Source organism: Halomonas sp. Cn5-12 (assembly GCF_021532545.1).
GTDB lineage: Bacteria > Pseudomonadota > Gammaproteobacteria > Pseudomonadales > Halomonadaceae > Vreelandella > Vreelandella aquamarina.
Genome location: NZ_JAKGAY010000029.1, coordinates 1 through 17,700, shown reverse-complemented (window position 1 = coordinate 17,700; position 17,700 = coordinate 1). Strand labels below are relative to the sequence as shown.

Here is a 17,700-nt window from a genome sequence, read left to right as displayed (position 1 = left end):
ACGATAGGCAGGCGGAGCCGGAGTCAGCATGCGCTTACTAAAACCCAGTAAAGGGTTGATTGGTGTCGATATTACCTCGGCCACCGTCAAGCTACTTGAACTTAAACAGTGCAACGACAACTACCAAGTTGAGAGCTACGCCGTGCGCCCGCTTCGCGAAGGCGCGGTAGTCGAGCGCCGTATTCGTGACATGAACGATGTCGCCAATGTGCTTAGTCGCGCTGTTGAGCATGCCAAACCCTCGACGCGCAAAGCCGCCGTGGCCGTTCCGGCCAGCGCCGCGATTACCAAAACGCTCCAGTTTCCCATTTCGCTTAGCGAAGATGAAATAGAGGAGCGCATCATTGCCGAGTCTGACCGGCATATTCCGTTTCCGTTCAGCGAGGTAGCGTTCGATTTCCATTGCCTAGGCCCCGCGCCCTTTGATGAAGAGCAGCAGCAGGTGATTTTGGTGGCGTGCCGCCAGCAGGATGTCTCGCAACTCACAGAAACCTTAGAGCGCGCAGGTCTTGAGCCTGCGGCGGTGGATGTGGAAACCTTCGCCATGGAGCGCTCGCTGGCCGAGCTGCGTCGTCAACTCAGCATAGAGAACGACCCCAACGCCTGCGTAGGGCTAGTGGATATTGGTGCGAACATGAACGCCTTTCACGTGGTGCGTGGAGGTCACATTGTCTACAGCCGGGACACGGTGTTTGGCGGTCGCCAGCTCACCGACGCGATTCGCGACCATTACTCTTTGAGTAACGAAGAGGCCGGCTTTGCCAAAAAGTACGGCGGCCTACCGGATGACTATCACGAGAAAGTGCTGAATCCGTTTTTGGAAACCGTGGTACAGCAAGTAGGTCGCTCGCTGCAGCTTTATTACACCGCTGCTCGCCAGCATGAGGTGCAACACATTGTATTAGCGGGAGGTTCAAGCGTTATTCCCGGCCTTGCCGAACGTATTTCAGAAGATAGCGGTATGTCGGTGACGATTGCCAACCCGTTCCAACGTATGCGTGTGAATAAACGCCTTAATATTGAAGCCCTAACCAATGATGCACCGGCCATGCTCACCGCTGGTGGTTTGGCGATGAGGGTTGGGTTATGAGCATTAATATCAACCTGCTGCCCTGGCGGGAAGCACGCCGTGAAAAGCGTACACGCCGATTTTATGGGGTAGTCGTGATGATGTTCTTAGCGGGTATTGGTTTAGGGCTGGGTATCTTGCAAATTTATCAGCAGCAGTTATCGGCTCAGCAGCAGCGCAATGCGTATATCACGAACCACATTGAGCGCTTGAATAACGACATCGCCGACGTGCAGCGCTATCAAGCAACCGCAGCCCGGTTAGGTGAGCAACTAACGCTGTTTCAAACCCTGCAAGCCGAGCGGATAGGCACTGTACAGTTGTTCAATAATATTGCTGCCAGCGTGGTGGATGGCGTGGTGTATCAGCGCCTCTCCCGCAGTGGTGAACAGGTTAGCTTTTCTGCCATGGCGGGCAGCGAGCGGCAGGTATCGGATCAACTGCGCCAAATCGCCAGTATGCCAGGGTTTGGGGTGCCACAACTCTCTGAGGTAGCCAGTGGCGAAGATGGTACCAGCCGAGTGTTCCAGTTTGACGTGGTACAGTCTGTCGTAGAAGAAGCCGCCGCTGAGGAGGAAGCGCCATGATCTGGGGGCGTGAACGCTGGCGGAGTGAGTGGCGGCAGCTGCAAGATGTAGATTGGCAGGGGCTGGATGTAAAAGAGGCGGGAGAGTGGCCTGCGCTATTAAAAGCGCTATGTGGGGGGCTGGCCTTTGTCATTGCCGTTGGCGGCTTGAGCTGGTGGTTGGTAAGCGACAAGCGTGCCGAACTAGAAGCGGCCCAACGCCAAGAAGCGCGCCTTTTGAACGAATATCGCAGCAAAGTATCCGAAGCGGCCTTTTTGCCTGAAGTGCGGGAGCAGTTGGAGGAGTTAGAGGAGCAAATGGCGACCATGCGCGCCATGCTGCCTACCAGCGCTGAGATTCCGTCGCTACTGGACAGCATCAGCGATGCGGCGGTGGAAAACAATTTAAGCATTGAAGCTATCCGTTTAAGGCCTACCGTGAGTAACACTCACTATGTGGAGCATCCGCTGGATATTCAGGTGCGCGGCGGCTATCACGAACTAGCGCAATTTGTGGCAGATATCAGCCAGCTTGCGCGTATTGTGACCCAGCACGATTTAACCCTTGTCCCTGCCGGGCAGAGTGGTGACTCGCTGCGCATGTCGCTGCTGGCACGCACCTATAGCTATATAGAAGCAGTGGAAGGGGAGGAGCCCGCCCCATGAAGCGTCTACTTAGCATTGCAGCGGTGGTTCTGTTAGCGGGCTGTGGCGATGCCAACCTGAGCCAGTTAGATACCGTGATGGAAGAGATTCGTCGTACACCGGCAGGGCAGCCACCGGTGATTATGCCGACGATTCCTGAGTATCAGCTGGTAGATTACCGTTACCGCGAGGTGCGAAGCCCCTTCTTAGCACCAGAAAGCATTCGTGCCAACGGCACGGTAGCAGTGATGGAGAGTGCACTCGCCCCGGATCAGCAGCGCACCCCCGAGCCGCTAGAGCAGTTTCAGCTGGAGGCGCTGCGTTTAGTTGGCACATTGCGCATGGGCGGGAAGCAGGTGGCGTTGATTAGCGCCCCTGATGGCAGCGTTTATAGTGTGCGTGAAGGCAACTATTTAGGCACTAACTACGGGCATATCACCGCGATTGGCCCGCAAGAAGTACGCATAACCGAACGTATTTTTAATCAGTTGCAGGGTTGGCAGGAGCGTCAGGCATCGCTCACCCTGAATGAGTAGGCTAAGCATATATCGCACGGTGCGCCCTATGTATTTTTACTTGTTATCGGATAACACGCTATGGTCGTCATGCTTCGTCTAATTACGCTGCCATTGTTAGCCCTGATGCCCGCCTTTGCCCTGGGTTCAGTGCTAACGGACCTTGATGTGCGTTCAACCAGTGGCGGCGAGGTGGAGCTGGTATTGCAATTTAGCGGCGGCGTTGCCGAGCTTCACGGCTATCGGCTGAATACTCCGCCGCGTCTAGCACTAGATCTAGCCGATACCCAAAGCAGCTTGCCTCAGCGGCGTATTAACGTAGACAGCGCAGGTGTGGAGCGTATTACCGCGTTGGAGGGCAATGGCCGTACACGGCTAGTGGTCGACCTGAGCGAGCCGCTGGACTACACCTCTCGCATAGAAGGGGATCAGCTGCGCATCACCCTAAGCCCTGAAAGTACTAGCGCTGCGAATGACAACTCGCCCGCAGGTATGAGTAGCGAGTTGGAAACTGCCCTAGGGCCGCAAGTAACGGATATCGACTTCCAGCGGGGGGCTGATGGGGCAGGGCGTTTGCTGGTCTCTTTTGATCGTGAAGGGGTAGTGACGCAAGTGCGGGAAGGGAGTGAGGGCCGCGTTATTGCTGAGCTTCGCGACGTAGATATTCCTGATTCCTTGAATCAAATTTACGATGTGACCGACTTTGCTACCCCCATTACCCGCATAACCCCCCGCACTGGCCAGCGGGAAACCCTGCTTGAGCTACAAACTAACGGCCCCTACGCGATGATTTCATCGCAAAGCGGGCGAACTCTCACCGTGGAAGTGCAGCCGGTGAGCCAAGCCTCTCAGCAGGACCGCGCGCAGCAGGGAGAAAGCTTCACCGGCGACCGTCTGAGCCTCAATTTCCAAGATATTGAGGTGCGAGCCGTGCTGGCGACGCTGGCTGAGTTTACCGGCTTGAACCTAGTCGCCAGTGATAGTGTTACTGGGCGAGTAACGCTCAACCTCAACGATGTGCCCTGGGACCAGGCGCTGGCGCTGATTTTGCAAAGCCAAGGGCTCTCTAGCCGTGAACAGGGCAATGTGATTGTAGTAGCGCCGGCCAGTGAGCTGGCCGAGATTGAGCGTCAAGAGATTGAGGCCCGTAACCAGCAGCAAACCTTGGCGCCGTTGGTGACTGAGTTCATCGAGATAAAGTACGCACGGGCCGAAGATTTAGCACAGCTATTGCGTGGTGGTGACGGTTTTGGGCTGCTCACTGAGCGTGGCCGCGTTAGCGTTGACCAGCGTACCAACACACTGCTCATTCAAGACACGGCCGAACAGGTGCGCGATATTATGCGGACGCTGGACCGACTGGATGTGGCGGTGCGTCAGGTGCAGATCGAAGCGCGCATCGTGATTGCTCGTGATAGCGCTTCCCGAGAGTTGGGGGTGAACTGGGGCGTCTCCAGCACCCGAGGCTTCCTGGAAAACGAAGCCGGGCAGTTCGTGCCGCGCAACATCAATCCTGGCGGCCTCAACCGTGCCCAAGGTGGCCTGGCGGTGGACTTAGGCTCAACGACAGCGGCTGATACGGGCTTCAGCTTTGGCTATCTCTCAGGGGATATTCTGCTCGACCTTGAGTTGCGCGCCCTTGAAAGCGAAGGCAAAAGCCAGACCATTTCGCAGCCTCGGGTGATTACTGCCAACCAGCGCACCGCAACGATCCGCCAAGGGGAGGAGCGGGCATTCCAGAGTGTCGATGCCCAGGGCAACCCCGATACCGAGTTCAAGGAGGCGGAGCTGTCGCTGGAGGTCACGCCGCAAATTACCCCAGATAACCGCATCATTATGGATTTGGTAATCAAGAACGACAGCTTCCGTGAGAGCGAGTTCGGCGGCGAGCCGCCCATTGATACCAACCAAATCGAGACCCAGGTGCTGGTCGATAATGGCCAGACGGTGGTGTTAGGCGGTATTTTGACCACTGAACAGCTGAGCCAAATAGCGAAAACACCGCTGCTGGGCGATCTTCCTATACTGGGCAGGCTGTTTCGCTATACCGAAGAGAGCAATGAAAAGGTAGAGTTATTAGTCTTTATCACTCCACGATTACTTGATGATGGTTTGGCGGTTCGCTGATGCAGGATTTACCCAATCTTTTCTTAATAGGCCCCATGGGGGCTGGTAAAAGCACGATTGGTCGCCTACTGGCGGCAGAGCTTTCGCGTCCTTTTTATGACAGTGACCACGCTATCCAAGACCGCTGCGGGGCAGACATCCCGTGGATTTTTGATGTTGAGGGTGAACAGGGCTTTCGCCTGCGGGAAATTCAGATGATTGATGAGTTAACCCAGCTCACGGATGTCGTGGTCGCCACCGGCGGTGGCGCGGTGCTGCGAGAAGAGAACCGCCGAGCGCTGCGCGATCGCGGTACAGTGGTGTACTTGATGACCACTGTCGAGCAGCAGCTAAAACGCACCGCCAAAGATCGCAACCGCCCGTTGCTGCAGTGCGCGAATCGCGAACAGGTGCTCAACGATATGTTCGCCGCCCGTGATCCGCTCTACCGTGCTACTTCCGACATTACGGTACGTACGGATCGCCGTAGCCCCCGTGCCGTGGTGAATGAAATTTTACGCCGCGTGCATCGCTTGATTGATCCGTTAGAAACCGCCAGCGCCCCACATAAAAAGGTATCTCAATGACAGAGCTAGCCCATGACCGTACGCTAACCGTTGAACTGGGTGAGCGCAGCTACCCTATCCATATTGGCGTTGGGCTATTAAATCGCTCAGACAGTTTTGTGCCCTATCTGGCCGGTAGCCAAGTCATGATCGTTACCAATGAAACCGTGGCGCCGCACTACTTAGACACGCTGCGTTCTAGCTTACCCGAGCATTTAGACGTGCGTGCCGTGGTGCTGCCAGATGGCGAGCAGTACAAAACCATCGAGCAGGTAGGACGCATTTGGGATGCGCTGCTGGAAGCCGGCTTTAACCGCCGCTGCACACTCATTGCCCTTGGCGGCGGTGTGATTGGCGATATGGTGGGCTATGCCGCTGCTTCCTATCAGCGCGGCGTGGCGTTCATTCAAGTGCCCACCACACTACTTTCTCAGGTGGACTCCTCGGTAGGCGGTAAAACCGGGGTCAATCATCCGCTGGGCAAGAACATGATTGGCGCATTCTGGCAGCCCAGAGCCGTGGTGGTGGATATCGCCACGCTGACCTCGCTGCCTGCGCGGGAGCTCTCTGCAGGGCTGGCGGAGGTGGTGAAGTACGGCTTCATTCGCGATGCCGCCTTCCTTGCTTGGCTGGAACAGAACATGGCGGCGCTGCGCCGCGTCGAACCCGAGGTGGTGGCAGATGCAATTGCCAAAAGCTGCCAGATCAAAGCCAATATTGTGGCGGAAGACGAAACCGAGCAGGGCGTTCGTGCGCTGTTGAACCTTGGCCACACGTTTGGCCATGCCATCGAGGCGCATCAAGGTTACGGCAACTGGCTGCACGGCGAAGCCGTAGGAGCCGGCATGGCGATGGCCGCCACGCTCTCCCACCAGTTGGGGTGGATCAGCGCTGATGCCTTAGAGCGCACGAAAGCGGTGATCGAAAGCGCGGGCCTTCCGCTGGTTGCGCCAACGGGCATGTCGTCGGATGACTTCTTGACACGAATGCGGCTGGATAAAAAGAACGTGGACGCGCGTCTGCGTCTGGTGCTACTGAACGACTTGGGCGATGCCTGCATTAGCGATGCCACGCCTATCGAGACGCTGAAACAACTACTCGATGGTTATCCGCGCGGCTAGGGGAATCACCCGTAAGCACACCCGCTCAAAACCCGCCTCGAAACAGGCGGGTTTTGTTTGTCTAGAAAGCGCCGAAGTGGCTGTTGGCTAGTGATATCCGTATGCCTTATGCGCTATCGGCATGGGGTTTTTAGTAAAAATTAGACTAAAGTCTAGTGCTCTATATTGATCGTTGAAATACCGTTGCTTTAGTCTGCAAGCCGTTGAAGTATAACTGTTTTTTTATTGAGCGGTGGTGCAACTATGGGATTTGGCGAGGGTTTTTGACGATTGGTGAGTGTCGAGCGATTGCGCTACGCGGTGGCAAATCGCTATGCTGAGCGACCTTTTTCTCGCAGCAGCGAATGCGGACAACCCCTTATTTTGGGCGGGTAACAAGAGTCATAAAAAAGAAAAACCCGTGATTATACCATAAAAACGCTGCTTACAAAATACGCTGACTAGAGGCACGCCCATGAATAGAGGTCTTCACCAGCCAGGCGAGTTTCGCGATAACTGCGGCTTTGGCCTTATTGCCCACATGGAAGGGCAGGCCAGCCACGACTTGCTGAAAACGGCTATCGAATCACTGACTTGCATGACCCACCGTGGCGGCATCGCGGCAGATGGTAAAACCGGCGACGGTTGTGGCCTGCTGCTAAAGATGCCCGCACAGTTCATGCGTGCTGCTGCTAAAGAGTCGCTCGATGTAGAGCTGGGCGAGCGCTTCGCGGTGGGGTCGGTGTTTTTACCCAACGACGATGCGCGTGCCGCCAAAGCCAAAGAGACGCTGGTGGCTGAGTTAAGTGCACGCGGTTTGGACGTGCTGGGCTGGCGCGTAGTGCCCACGGACTCGAGTGTCTGCGGCCCCATGGCGCTGGACTGCCTGCCGCGTATCGAGCAGCTGTTCGTTGCCCCCGGCAGCAGCGACAATTTCGATGTCGATCTTTTCATGGGTCGCCGCTACGCCGAGCAGGCGCTGCGCAGCGACGAAGACTTTTACGTGGCATCGCTCTCCAGCGAAGTGGTCTCCTATAAAGGCCTGGTCATGCCGGAAGATTTGCCGGCCTTCTATAAAGACCTGAACGACCCACGCCTGGAAACCGCCATCTGCGTCTTCCATCAGCGCTTCTCGACCAACACTGCACCGCGCTGGCCCCTGGCGCAGCCGTTCCGCCTGCTGGCGCACAACGGCGAGATCAACACCATCGAAGCCAACCGCGGCTGGGCGAACTCGCGCAAGGCGAACTTCGTCAACGAGCGTCTGCCGGATATCGCTAAACTAGACGAAATCGTCAACACCACCGGCTCCGACTCCTCCAGTATGGATAACATGCTGGAAGTGCTGCTGACCGGCGGTATGGAGCTGCACCGCGCCGTGCGCATGATGGTGCCGCCCGCCTGGCAAAACGTCGAGACCATGGGCGCCGAGCTACGCGCGTTCTACGAGTACAACTCCATGCACATGGAGCCGTGGGACGGCCCCGCAGGCGTGGTCATGACCGACGGTCGCCAAGCGGTCTGTATGCTGGACCGTAACGGCCTGCGTCCGGCGCGCTGGGTGATTACCAAGAACGGCTACATCACCCTGGCCTCCGAAATCGGCACCTACGGCTACAAGCCGGAAGACGTGGTGGCAAAAGGCCGCGTCGGCCCCGGCCAGATGCTGGCCGTCGATACCCAAACGGGCGAAGTGCTGCACACTCAGGACATCGATGATCGCCTGAAGTCCGCATACCCCTACAAGCGCTGGCTGAAACAGGAAGCGAGCTACCTGGAGTCGGCGCTGACCGAACTGGCGCGCTTCCAAACGATGGACACGGATACGCTGAACGTGCAGCAGAAGATGTTCCAGGTAACGTTTGAAGAGCGTGACCAGGTGCTGCGTCCGCTGGCAGAAAGCGGCCAGGAAGCGGTGGGCTCCATGGGCGATGATACGCCCATGGCGGTCCTGTCGAGCCGCCCGCGCCTGCTCACCGACTACTTCCGGCAGAAGTTTGCTCAGGTCACCAACCCGCCCATCGACCCGCTGCGCGAAGCGATCGTCATGTCGCTGGAAACCTGCTGCGGTGCCGAGCTGAACGTTTTCAAGGCCACGCCGGAGCACGCGCACCGCTTGATCCTGACCACGCCGGTGCTGTCGCCACGCAAGTTCACCGCCCTGGTGAGCCAGGACGATCCGGCCTTTGCTAGCCATATGCTGCCGCTCGGGTACGATCCAGAGCAGACCAGCCTGCAGCAGGCGATTACCGCGCTTTGCCAAGAAGCCGAAGCGCAGGTAAAAGCGGGTAAAGTGATTCTGGTGCTGAGCGATGCGGAGCTGCCCAAAGGCCAACTGCCCATTCAGGCAGCGCTGGCCGTGGGTGCGGTGCACTCCCACCTGGGCCGCCTGGCGCTGCGCCCCAATGCCAACATCGTGGTCGAAACCGGCTATGCCCGCGACGCCCATCAAATGGCGGTACTGTTCGGCGTGGGCGCCACGGCGGTCTACCCTTGGCTGGCGTATCAGGTGATGGCCGACATGCACCGCACTGGCGAACTCACCGGTAACCCGGCAGATGCCCGCGAGAACTACCGCAAGGGCCTGCAGAAGGGGCTCTTCAAGATCCTTTCGAAGATGGGCATTTCGACGCTGGCCTCCTACCGTGGCTCCATGCTGTTCGAAGCCGTGGGCCTAGCCGATGAGGTCATGGAGACCTGCTTCGTGGGCATGGCGTCGCGCATTCAGGGCACCGGCTTTGCCGAGCTGCAGCTCCAGCAAGAGCTACTAGCCAAAGAGGCGTGGATTCCCCGCAAAGGTATCTCCCAGGGTGGTATGCTCAAGTACGTGCACGGCCACGAGTACCACGCCTACAATCCGGATGTGGTCAAGGCGCTGCAGGCGGCGGTGCAAGAGGGCAGCTACACCAAGTGGAAGAAATTTGCGCAGCTGGTGAACGAGCGCCCCGTGGCCACCATTCGTGACCTGCTGAAACTCAAGCCTGCGGCCACGCCGATTCCGCTGGAAGAGGTCGAGCCCATCGAAGCGTTGATTCCACGCTTCGACAGCGCAGGCATGTCGCTGGGCGCGCTGTCGCCCGAAGCGCACGAAGCGCTGGCCCAGGCCATGAACGAGGCGGGCGGTCGCTCCAACTCCGGTGAAGGTGGCGAAGACCCAGCCCGTTACGGCACCATTCGCAGCTCGAAGATCAAACAGATCGCCTCAGGTCGTTTCGGTGTTACGCCAGCTTACTTGGTCAATGCCGAAGTGCTGCAGATCAAAGTGGCCCAGGGTGCGAAGCCCGGTGAGGGCGGCCAGCTACCGGGCGGTAAGGTCAATCAGCTGATTGCCCGCTTGCGCTACTCGGTGCCCGGCGTCACGCTGATTTCGCCGCCGCCGCACCACGATATTTACTCCATCGAAGACTTGGCGCAGCTGATCTTTGACCTCAAGCAGGTCAACCCAGACGCGCAGGTCTCGGTGAAACTCGTCTCCGAGCCAGGGATCGGCACCATTGCCACTGGCGTCGCCAAAGCCTATGCGGATTTGATCACTGTGTCTGGCTACGATGGCGGCACGGCGGCAAGCCCGCTCACCTCCATCAAGCACGCCGGTTCCCCTTGGGAGCTGGGCCTGCCCGAGGTGCATCAAGCGCTGCGCATTAACGGCCTGCGGGACAAAATTCGTCTGCAAACCGATGGTGGTCTGAAGACCGGCCTCGACGTCGTCAAAGCGGCGATTCTGGGGGCCGAAAGCTTCGGCTTTGGCACCGCGCCGATGGTGGCGCTGGGCTGTAAATACCTGCGTATTTGCCACCTGAACAATTGTGCCACCGGTGTAGCGACCCAGGACGACTTCCTGCGCGGCGAGCACTTCCGCGGCACCGTGGATATGGTGAAGAACTACTTCCGCTTTATTGCCGAAGAAGTACGCGAGCTGATGGCCATGCTGGGCGTTCGCAAGCTCACCGACCTGATTGGCCGCACGGACCTGCTGGAAGTGCTGGAAGGCAATACGGCATCACAGCGCAAGCTGGATTTAATGCCGCTGTTGGCGAACGACTTCGTGCCTGCGGATGCGCCGCAGTTCTGCGAAGTGAGCCGCAACGTGCCTCACGACCCGGGTGCCAAGAACCAGGAAGTGCTGGCGGCGCTGAAAGAGGCCATTGAGTCTCAGTCTGGCGGCACGTTCGATTTTACCATCACCAACTGCGACCGCAGTGTCGGTGCGCTCACCTCCGGTGCCATTGCCAAGCGTTACGGTGAAGATGGCCTTGAGGCCGCACCGGTCACCGCGCGCTTTACCGGCGTGGCGGGCCAAAGCTTTGGCGTATGGAACGCTCGTGGCCTGAACCTCTACCTGGAAGGCGATGCCAACGACTACGTCGGTAAAGGCATGAACGGCGGCAGCATCGTCATCGTGCCGCCCAAGGTCAGCCAGTTCGAGAGCCACAAAACGGCCATTATCGGCAACACCTGCCTCTATGGGGCTACGGGTGGCACGCTGTTTGCTGCCGGTACCGCTGGCGAGCGTTTTGCGGTACGTAACTCCGGCGCCACGGCGGTGATCGAAGGCGCGGGTGACCACTGCTGTGAGTACATGACCGGTGGTTTGGTCTGCGTGCTGGGTGAAACCGGCGTTAACTTTGGGGCGGGCATGACGGGTGGCTTTGCCTACGTGTTGGATGAAGATCGTAGCTTCGTGGATAAGTACAACCACGAGCTGGTCGAAATTCACCGGGTCAACACCGAAGCGATGGAAGCCTACCGTCGCCACCTGCGGGAAATGATCGAGGCCTACGTGGCCGCGACGGGTTCCGCACGCGGTGTGGCGATTCTGGAAGACTTTAGCGACTACGCGCGCCACTTCTGGCTAGTGAAGCCAAAAGCGGCCAGCCTGGGTAGTCTGCTGGATCAGTCTCGGCGTCAGCCGCAATAACCGTCAGCGCCTACGCTTCGAGGAGAAAGATCATGGCCAACCGTTTAAATAACGATTTTCAGTTTGTCGACGTGGGTCGTAAAGACCCACAGAAAAAACCGGCGCACACCCGAGCCAAAGAGTTCGCGGAAATTTACGAGCCGTTCAAGCCCACCGATGCGGCGAGCCAGGCGCACCGCTGCTTGCACTGCGGCAACCCCTACTGTGAGTGGAAGTGCCCGGTACACAACTACATTCCTAACTGGCTTCAGCTGGTGGTGGAAGGCAACATTATTGAAGCCGCCGAGCTGTCCCACAAAACCAACTCGCTGCCGGAAGTGTGTGGCCGCGTGTGCCCGCAAGACCGCCTATGTGAAGGCGATTGCACCCTGAACGATGGCTTTGGCGCGGTGACGATCGGCTCGGTGGAGAAATACATCACCGATACCGCCTTTGCCATGGGCTGGCGCCCTGATATGTCCAAAGTGGTGTGGACCGATAAGAAAGTCGCGATTGTTGGTGCAGGTCCTGCGGGCTTGGGCTGTGCCGATATTCTGGCGCGCAACGGCGTCAAGCCGGTGGTGTTCGATAAGTACCCCGAAATTGGCGGTCTGCTGACCTTTGGTATCCCTGAGTTCAAGCTGGAAAAGAACGTCATGGAGCGCCGCCGTGCGGTATTCGAGGAGATGGGCGTTGAGTTCCGTCTGAATACCGAAATCGGTACTGATGTCGAGTTCGAGACGCTGCTGCAGGAGTACGACGCGGTGTTCCTGGGCATGGGTACTTACAAGTACATGCAGGGTGGCTTCCCCGGTGAAGACCTGCCCGGTGTCTACAAAGCGCTGGATTTCCTAATTGCCAACGTCAACCGCCGCCTGGGCTTCGAAAAAGACCCCAGCGACTTCATCTCCATGGAAGGCAAGCGCGTGGTGGTACTGGGCGGTGGTGATACCGCGATGGACTGTAACCGCACCTCGATTCGTCAGCGCGCCGCCAGCGTGACCTGTGCCTACCGCCGCGATGAAGAGAACATGCCGGGCTCGCGCCGTGAAGTGGCTAACGCACGGGAAGAGGGCGTCGAGTTCCTGTTCAACCGCCAGCCGGTAGCGGTAGTGGGTGAAGACAAAGTCGAAGGCGTAAAAGTGGTTCGTACGCGCCTGGGCGAGCCGGATGAGAATGGCCGTCGTCGTCCTGAAGTGGTGCCGGGGTCTGAAGAGATCATCGCCGCTGATGCGGTGGTGGTGGCCTTTGGCTTCCAGGCAAGTCCGGCCCCATGGTTCAAAAGCGCCAATATCGAGGTCAACGATTGGGATCTGGTCAAGGCACCCGAGCATGGCCAGTACGCCTTCCAAACCAGCAACGAGAAAATCTTTGCCGGTGGCGATATGGTGCGCGGCTCCGATCTCGTGGTCACCGCTATTTATGAAGGGCGTCAGGCCGCTGAAGGCATTCTGGATTACCTAGGCGTGTAAAGTGTGTATGTCATGCCGAACAGCATCAGGGGTAGGTCGTAGCGAGGGTCTTTTGTCATGGATGACCAAAGTAGCGCCCAGGGATGGGGTCACAGCGCCCTCGCGCAGACCTACTTCTGGGGCAACTGCGCATCGGCATCCTTTGGCCCGATCAATTGGCCTCCCACTGTTTATGTACAGCCAGTAGCTAGTTATGTGTAGCCAATAGCTAGGGTGGGAGGCAGCTTTAGCTCGCGACCAAGAGCTGGCGCTGTTTCAGTTCAAATTGAGCCTTAAGGCGTACTCTGCTATTCTGTCGTCCCATCCTGGTGTGGCTTTCTGTTACGCCTTTTGATCACGTTTCGACAGGTTTTCCATGACACGATATATCTTCGTGACCGGCGGCGTTGTGTCCTCTCTTGGCAAGGGCATCGCGTCGGCCTCGCTGGCGGCGATTCTCGAGGCCCGCGGCCTTAAGGTCACCATGCTCAAGCTCGACCCGTACATCAACGTGGACCCGGGCACCATGAGTCCCTTCCAGCACGGCGAGGTGTTCGTCACCGAGGATGGCGCCGAGACGGACTTGGACTTAGGTCACTATGAGCGCTTTATTCGCACCAAAATGACCCAGGGCAACAACTTCACCACCGGCCGCGTGTACGAACATGTGCTACGCAAAGAGCGCCGGGGTGACTACCTGGGTGGCACTGTGCAGGTCATTCCGCACATTACCGATGAGATCAAGCAGCGCGTCTACGCCGGAGGCGAAGGCTTCGACGTGGCGCTGGTGGAGATCGGCGGGACGGTTGGCGATATCGAATCACTGCCCTTCCTGGAGTCCATTCGTCAGATTCGCAGCGAGCTGGGCGCAAGCCGCGCCATTTACATGCACCTCACCCTGGTGCCGTACATCAAGACCGCTGGCGAAACCAAAACCAAACCGACGCAGCACAGCGTAAAAGAGCTGCGCTCCATCGGCATCCAGCCGGATATTTTGATTTGCCGCAGCGAAGTGGAGCTTGAGGAGAGCGAGCGTCGCAAGATTGCCTTGTTCACCAATGTGGAAGAGCGTGCGGTGGTGCCGCTGCAAGATGCCGACACCATCTACCGCATTCCGCTGATGCTGCACGAGCACGGTCTGGACGATATCGTCTGCGACAAGCTGCGCCTGGAAGCAGCACCTGCGGATCTGTCGGAGTGGGTCAAGGTACTCGACGCCAAGCTCAACCCGCTGAAGTCTGTCAGCATCGCCATGGTCGGCAAGTACATGGAGCTGCTGGATGCGTATAAGTCGCTGAACGAAGCGCTGATCCACGCGGGTATTCAGGGCCGCATCAAGGTCAACGTCGACTACATCGACTCTGAAGACATCGAGCGTCACGGCACCGAGCGCCTGGCAGGCAAAGACGCCATTCTGGTGCCCGGCGGTTTCGGCGAGCGCGGTGTGGAAGGCAAGATTCTGACCGCCCAGTTTGCCCGTGAAAACAACATTCCCTACCTGGGTATCTGTTTAGGCATGCAGGTGGCGGTGATTGAGTTTGCGCGCAACGTGGCAGGCTGGAAGGATGCTAACTCCACCGAGTTTACTCACGATACCAAACACCCGGTGGTGGGTTTGATCACTGAGTGGATCAACGCCGAAGGCAAGATCGAACTGCGTGATGCGGCGTCTGACTTGGGCGGCACCATGCGTCTCGGCGGCCAAGTGTGCCACCTGGTATCCGGCAGTAAAGCCCGCGAAGCGTACGGTGCCGACGAAATCGTCGAGCGTCATCGCCACCGCTTCGAGGTCAACAACCAGTTCATCGATGATCTGGAAGCCGCAGGCCTGGTGATTTCGGGCAAGAGCGTCGATCAGTCGCTGGTCGAAGTCGTCGAGCTGGCGGACCACCCTTGGTACGTGGCGTGTCAGTTCCACCCGGAGTTCACCTCGACGCCTCGCGACGGTCATCCGCTCTTCTCTGGCTTCGTCAATGCCGCACTAGAACACAAAACGGCACGCACCCGTGCCCACGCCGCACCTCAGGAATAAAGGGGGAAGCATGTCTTCTCAGTCCCAATTCCCAGAGCATCACATCAACGTTGCCGGCTTAACCGCCGGCAATTCTTTGCCACTCATGCTGCTTGGCGGCATGAACGTGCTGGAGTCGGCGGAGCTGGCCGATGAAGTGGCGCAGGCCTACGTGAATGTGACGCAAAAGCTGGGTATGCCTTATGTGTTCAAGGCCAGTTTCGACAAAGCGAATCGCAGCTCGATCCACTCCTACCGGGGGCCTGGGCTGGAAAAAGGCCTGCAAATCCTGGCCGATATCAAGGCGCGCTATAACGTGCCCATCATTACCGATGTGCACGAGCCCTGGCAGGCAGCGCCTGCTGCTGAAGTCGCCGATATCATCCAGCTGCCGGCCTTTTTGGCGCGCCAGACCGATCTAGTGGTGGCAATGGCGAAAACGGGCGCTGCCATCAATATCAAAAAGCCGCAGTTTTTGGCCCCGCACGAAATGCGCCATATCCTTAACAAGTTTCAGGAAGCGGGCAATGACCGCCTGATGCTCTGCGAGCGCGGCACCAGCTTTGGCTACAACAACCTGGTGGTGGACATGCTGGGCTTTGGCGACATGAAGCAGACCGGTTACCCGGTGTTCTTCGATGTCACCCATGCTCTGCAGCGTCCAGGTGGCCGGGCGGACAGCGCCGATGGCCGCCGTGCCCAGGTTGCCGAGCTTGCTCGCGCGGGTGTGGCAGTGGGCTTGGCCGGGCTGTTTTTGGAAGCTCATCCAGACCCCGATAACGCCAAGTGCGATGGCCCCTGCGCACTGCCACTGGACCAGCTCGAACCGTTTCTGACCCAACTGTCACAGCTGGACGCGCTGGTCAAAGGCTTCGCCCCCTTGACCATCCGTTAATCGCGGCGGATATCCGTGGTATACATTGGACCTCTCATCGATTAGACCGACAACCAAAGGACACTGTCATGACCAAAATTGTTGAAATCAGTGCGCTGGAAGTGCTCGATTCGCGCGGTAACCCGACCGTTCAAGCCACCGTACGTTTGGAAAGCGGTGCCGTAGGCGTTGCCTGTGCCCCCAGCGGTGCCTCCACGGGTTCCCGCGAAGCACTCGAACTGCGTGATGGCGACAAGGCGCGCTACCTCGGTAAAGGCGTTTTAAAAGCCGTCGAGGCCGTGAATGGCAAGATTCGTGATGCGTTGTTGGGAATGGATGCGCGGGACCAGCGCGGTTTGGACAATGCCATGCTGGAGTTGGATGGCACGGATAACAAGGCGACTCTGGGAGCCAATGCGATTCTGGCGGTGTCGCTCGCGGCAGCCAAGGCGGCGGCCAATGCCAAAGGCGTGCCACTGTATGCCCATATCGCCGAGCTTTACGGTCAGCCAGGCCAGTACAGCATGCCGGTACCGATGATGAACATCCTCAACGGCGGTGAGCACGCCGACAATAACGTGGATATTCAGGAGTTCATGGTGCAGCCGGTGGGCGCCCCCAACTTCCGTGAAGGCCTGCGCATGGGCGCGGAAATTTTCCACGCGCTGAAGAAAGTGCTGTCTGCCAAGGGGCTGTCTACCTCGGTAGGGGATGAGGGTGGCTTTGCGCCCAACCTGACATCCAACGCCGAGGCACTGGCCGTCATCAAGCAGGCGGTGGCCGATGCCGGTTATGCCCTGGGCAGCGACGTCACGCTGGCACTGGACTGCGCCTCTTCCGAGTTCTACAAGGATGGCCAGTACAACCTCTCTGGCGAAGGCAAGAGCTACGACGCCGAAGGCTTTGCGGACTACCTAGCGGGCCTGTGTGCCGACTACCCGATCGTGTCTATCGAAGACGGCATGGACGAGTCCGACTGGGCCGGTTGGAAAGCCTTGACCGACAAGCTGGGCGACAAGGTGCAGCTGGTGGGGGACGACCTATTCGTCACCAATACCAAAATCCTTAAGCGTGGCATTGACGAGCAGATCGGTAACTCGATTCTGATCAAGTTCAACCAGATTGGCTCGCTCTCCGAAACCCTCGACGCGATTAAAATGGCCCAAGATGCGGGCTTTACGGCGGTCATCTCCCACCGTAGTGGTGAAACCGAAGACACTACCATTGCTGATCTGGCCGTAGGCACCTGTGCGGGACAAATCAAGACCGGATCGCTGTGTCGTTCTGACCGTGTCGCGAAGTACAACCGCCTGCTGGTGATCGAAGCCGAGCTAGGGGATGTGAGCTACCCCGGTTTGAAAGCCATCAAAGGCCAGTAGGTCAAAAACATAGCGTTCGCGTGTAAGAGATCTCTCAAAAATTTGTAAGAGATCTCTTACAAATGCCGACGAAATTCGCTCGAAACCTTGTAAGAAAAAGCGAGATTTTTCACTAATTCAACTTTAAGTGATTGTCTTAGTTGGGTTTTATGAAAGAAAGGCGGGTCCCTTGGGCTCGCCTTTTGCGTATTGGGTCCGCTTGAGAAGTTGCGCTGTTCTGCCACAATGCATTCAGGACAAGGGGAGGCAAGGATGCTTCAGGCAGGATGCAACGGGATGTATGCAGGTGCGCTGGGTGACACAGTGATGTGAGCCTTGGCAAGGAAGTCACCTGAGGAGGTTGACACAGGGAGTGGTCAGAGGAAGTGCTTGGAGCGGGCGGCCTACGGGCCGCCTTTTTTTGTTTGCCCGGCGAAGCCGGCAAACCCGGCCATCTGAAAGAAGATGGCGTCACCCCGACTGAGGGGAAGACAATCCGACTGGCAAGGGCGTCACTGGCCAACGGTGGGGTCTGAAGGAAGC

12 protein-coding genes are annotated in these 17,700 nt (G+C 58.1%); all 12 read left to right on the top strand.

Annotated features, from left to right (window positions below; translation table 11 throughout):
- Positions 1-28: 28 nt before the first annotated feature.
- The 12 genes from pilM (at position 29) to eno (ending at position 17,178) form a co-directional block, all read left to right on the top strand.
- A complete protein-coding gene (gene pilM, locus L1249_RS13820; protein WP_074210998.1) occupies positions 29-1,090 on the top strand; it encodes a type IV pilus assembly protein PilM in 1,062 nt (353 codons plus the stop codon).
- The gene (locus tag L1249_RS13815; protein WP_074210997.1) at positions 1,087-1,656 is read left to right on the top strand and encodes a PilN domain-containing protein; all 570 of its coding nucleotides are present in this window, start codon (positions 1,087-1,089) and stop codon (positions 1,654-1,656) included. Before pilM ends, L1249_RS13815 begins: the two co-directional genes overlap by 4 nt.
- Complete coding sequence (locus L1249_RS13810) at positions 1,653-2,300, top strand: type 4a pilus biogenesis protein PilO (protein WP_074210996.1); 648 nt, start codon at positions 1,653-1,655, stop codon at positions 2,298-2,300. Before L1249_RS13815 ends, L1249_RS13810 begins: the two co-directional genes overlap by 4 nt.
- On the top strand, positions 2,297-2,815 hold the full coding sequence (locus tag L1249_RS13805; protein WP_074210995.1) for a pilus assembly protein PilP: 519 nt from the start codon (positions 2,297-2,299) through the stop codon (positions 2,813-2,815). The genes L1249_RS13810 and L1249_RS13805 overlap by 4 nt, the downstream gene beginning before the upstream one ends.
- Positions 2,816-2,875: 60 nt before the next feature.
- Positions 2,876-4,921: a type IV pilus secretin family protein gene (gene pilQ / locus L1249_RS13800; RefSeq protein WP_074210994.1), complete on the top strand. Its 2,046-nt coding sequence runs from the start codon at positions 2,876-2,878 to the stop codon at positions 4,919-4,921.
- Entirely contained in the window at positions 4,921-5,487 is a 567-nt protein-coding gene (gene aroK / locus L1249_RS13795; protein ID WP_058578279.1) for a shikimate kinase AroK, read from the top strand. The genes pilQ and aroK overlap by 1 nt, the downstream gene beginning before the upstream one ends.
- Positions 5,484-6,587, top strand: a complete 1,104-nt coding sequence (gene aroB / locus L1249_RS13790; RefSeq protein ID WP_058578280.1) for a 3-dehydroquinate synthase — start codon at positions 5,484-5,486, stop codon at positions 6,585-6,587. Before aroK ends, aroB begins: the two co-directional genes overlap by 4 nt.
- A gap of 454 nt (positions 6,588-7,041) precedes the next feature.
- Positions 7,042-11,484 (top strand): glutamate synthase large subunit, encoded by a 4,443-nt coding sequence (gene gltB / locus L1249_RS13785; protein WP_228168973.1) that lies wholly within the window; start codon positions 7,042-7,044, stop codon positions 11,482-11,484.
- A gap of 32 nt (positions 11,485-11,516) precedes the next feature.
- Positions 11,517-12,935, top strand: a complete 1,419-nt coding sequence (locus L1249_RS13780) for an FAD-dependent oxidoreductase (protein ID WP_228168972.1) — start codon at positions 11,517-11,519, stop codon at positions 12,933-12,935.
- 355 nt (positions 12,936-13,290) lie between these two features.
- Positions 13,291-14,946 (top strand): CTP synthase, encoded by a 1,656-nt coding sequence (locus L1249_RS13775; protein ID WP_228168971.1) that lies wholly within the window; start codon positions 13,291-13,293, stop codon positions 14,944-14,946.
- A gap of 10 nt (positions 14,947-14,956) precedes the next feature.
- Positions 14,957-15,820 (top strand): 3-deoxy-8-phosphooctulonate synthase, encoded by an 864-nt coding sequence (gene kdsA / locus L1249_RS13770; protein WP_062372343.1) that lies wholly within the window; start codon positions 14,957-14,959, stop codon positions 15,818-15,820.
- Positions 15,821-15,888: 68 nt separating this feature from the next.
- Entirely contained in the window at positions 15,889-17,178 is a 1,290-nt protein-coding gene (eno, locus tag L1249_RS13765) for a phosphopyruvate hydratase (RefSeq protein ID WP_172415924.1), read from the top strand.
- Positions 17,179-17,700 lie beyond the last annotated feature (522 nt).

Bases quoted from the DNA above. Each gene is read 5' to 3' on its own strand.
- aroK (WP_058578279.1), top strand. From the start codon at position 4,921: ATGCAGGATTTACCCAATCTTTTCTTAATAGGCCCCATGGGGGCTGGT.
- L1249_RS13815 (WP_074210997.1), top strand. From the start codon at position 1,087: ATGAGCATTAATATCAACCTGCTGCCCTGGCGGGAAGCACGCCGTGAA.
- L1249_RS13780 (WP_228168972.1), top strand. From the start codon at position 11,517: ATGGCCAACCGTTTAAATAACGATTTTCAGTTTGTCGACGTGGGTCGT.
- L1249_RS13805 (WP_074210995.1), top strand. From the start codon at position 2,297: ATGAAGCGTCTACTTAGCATTGCAGCGGTGGTTCTGTTAGCGGGCTGT.
- aroB (WP_058578280.1), top strand. From the start codon at position 5,484: ATGACAGAGCTAGCCCATGACCGTACGCTAACCGTTGAACTGGGTGAG.
- L1249_RS13775 (WP_228168971.1), top strand. From the start codon at position 13,291: ATGACACGATATATCTTCGTGACCGGCGGCGTTGTGTCCTCTCTTGGC.
- pilQ (WP_074210994.1), top strand. From the start codon at position 2,876: ATGGTCGTCATGCTTCGTCTAATTACGCTGCCATTGTTAGCCCTGATG.
- gltB (WP_228168973.1), top strand. From the start codon at position 7,042: ATGAATAGAGGTCTTCACCAGCCAGGCGAGTTTCGCGATAACTGCGGC.
- kdsA (WP_062372343.1), top strand. From the start codon at position 14,957: ATGTCTTCTCAGTCCCAATTCCCAGAGCATCACATCAACGTTGCCGGC.
- eno (WP_172415924.1), top strand. From the start codon at position 15,889: ATGACCAAAATTGTTGAAATCAGTGCGCTGGAAGTGCTCGATTCGCGC.
- pilM (WP_074210998.1), top strand. From the start codon at position 29: ATGCGCTTACTAAAACCCAGTAAAGGGTTGATTGGTGTCGATATTACC.
- L1249_RS13810 (WP_074210996.1), top strand. From the start codon at position 1,653: ATGATCTGGGGGCGTGAACGCTGGCGGAGTGAGTGGCGGCAGCTGCAA.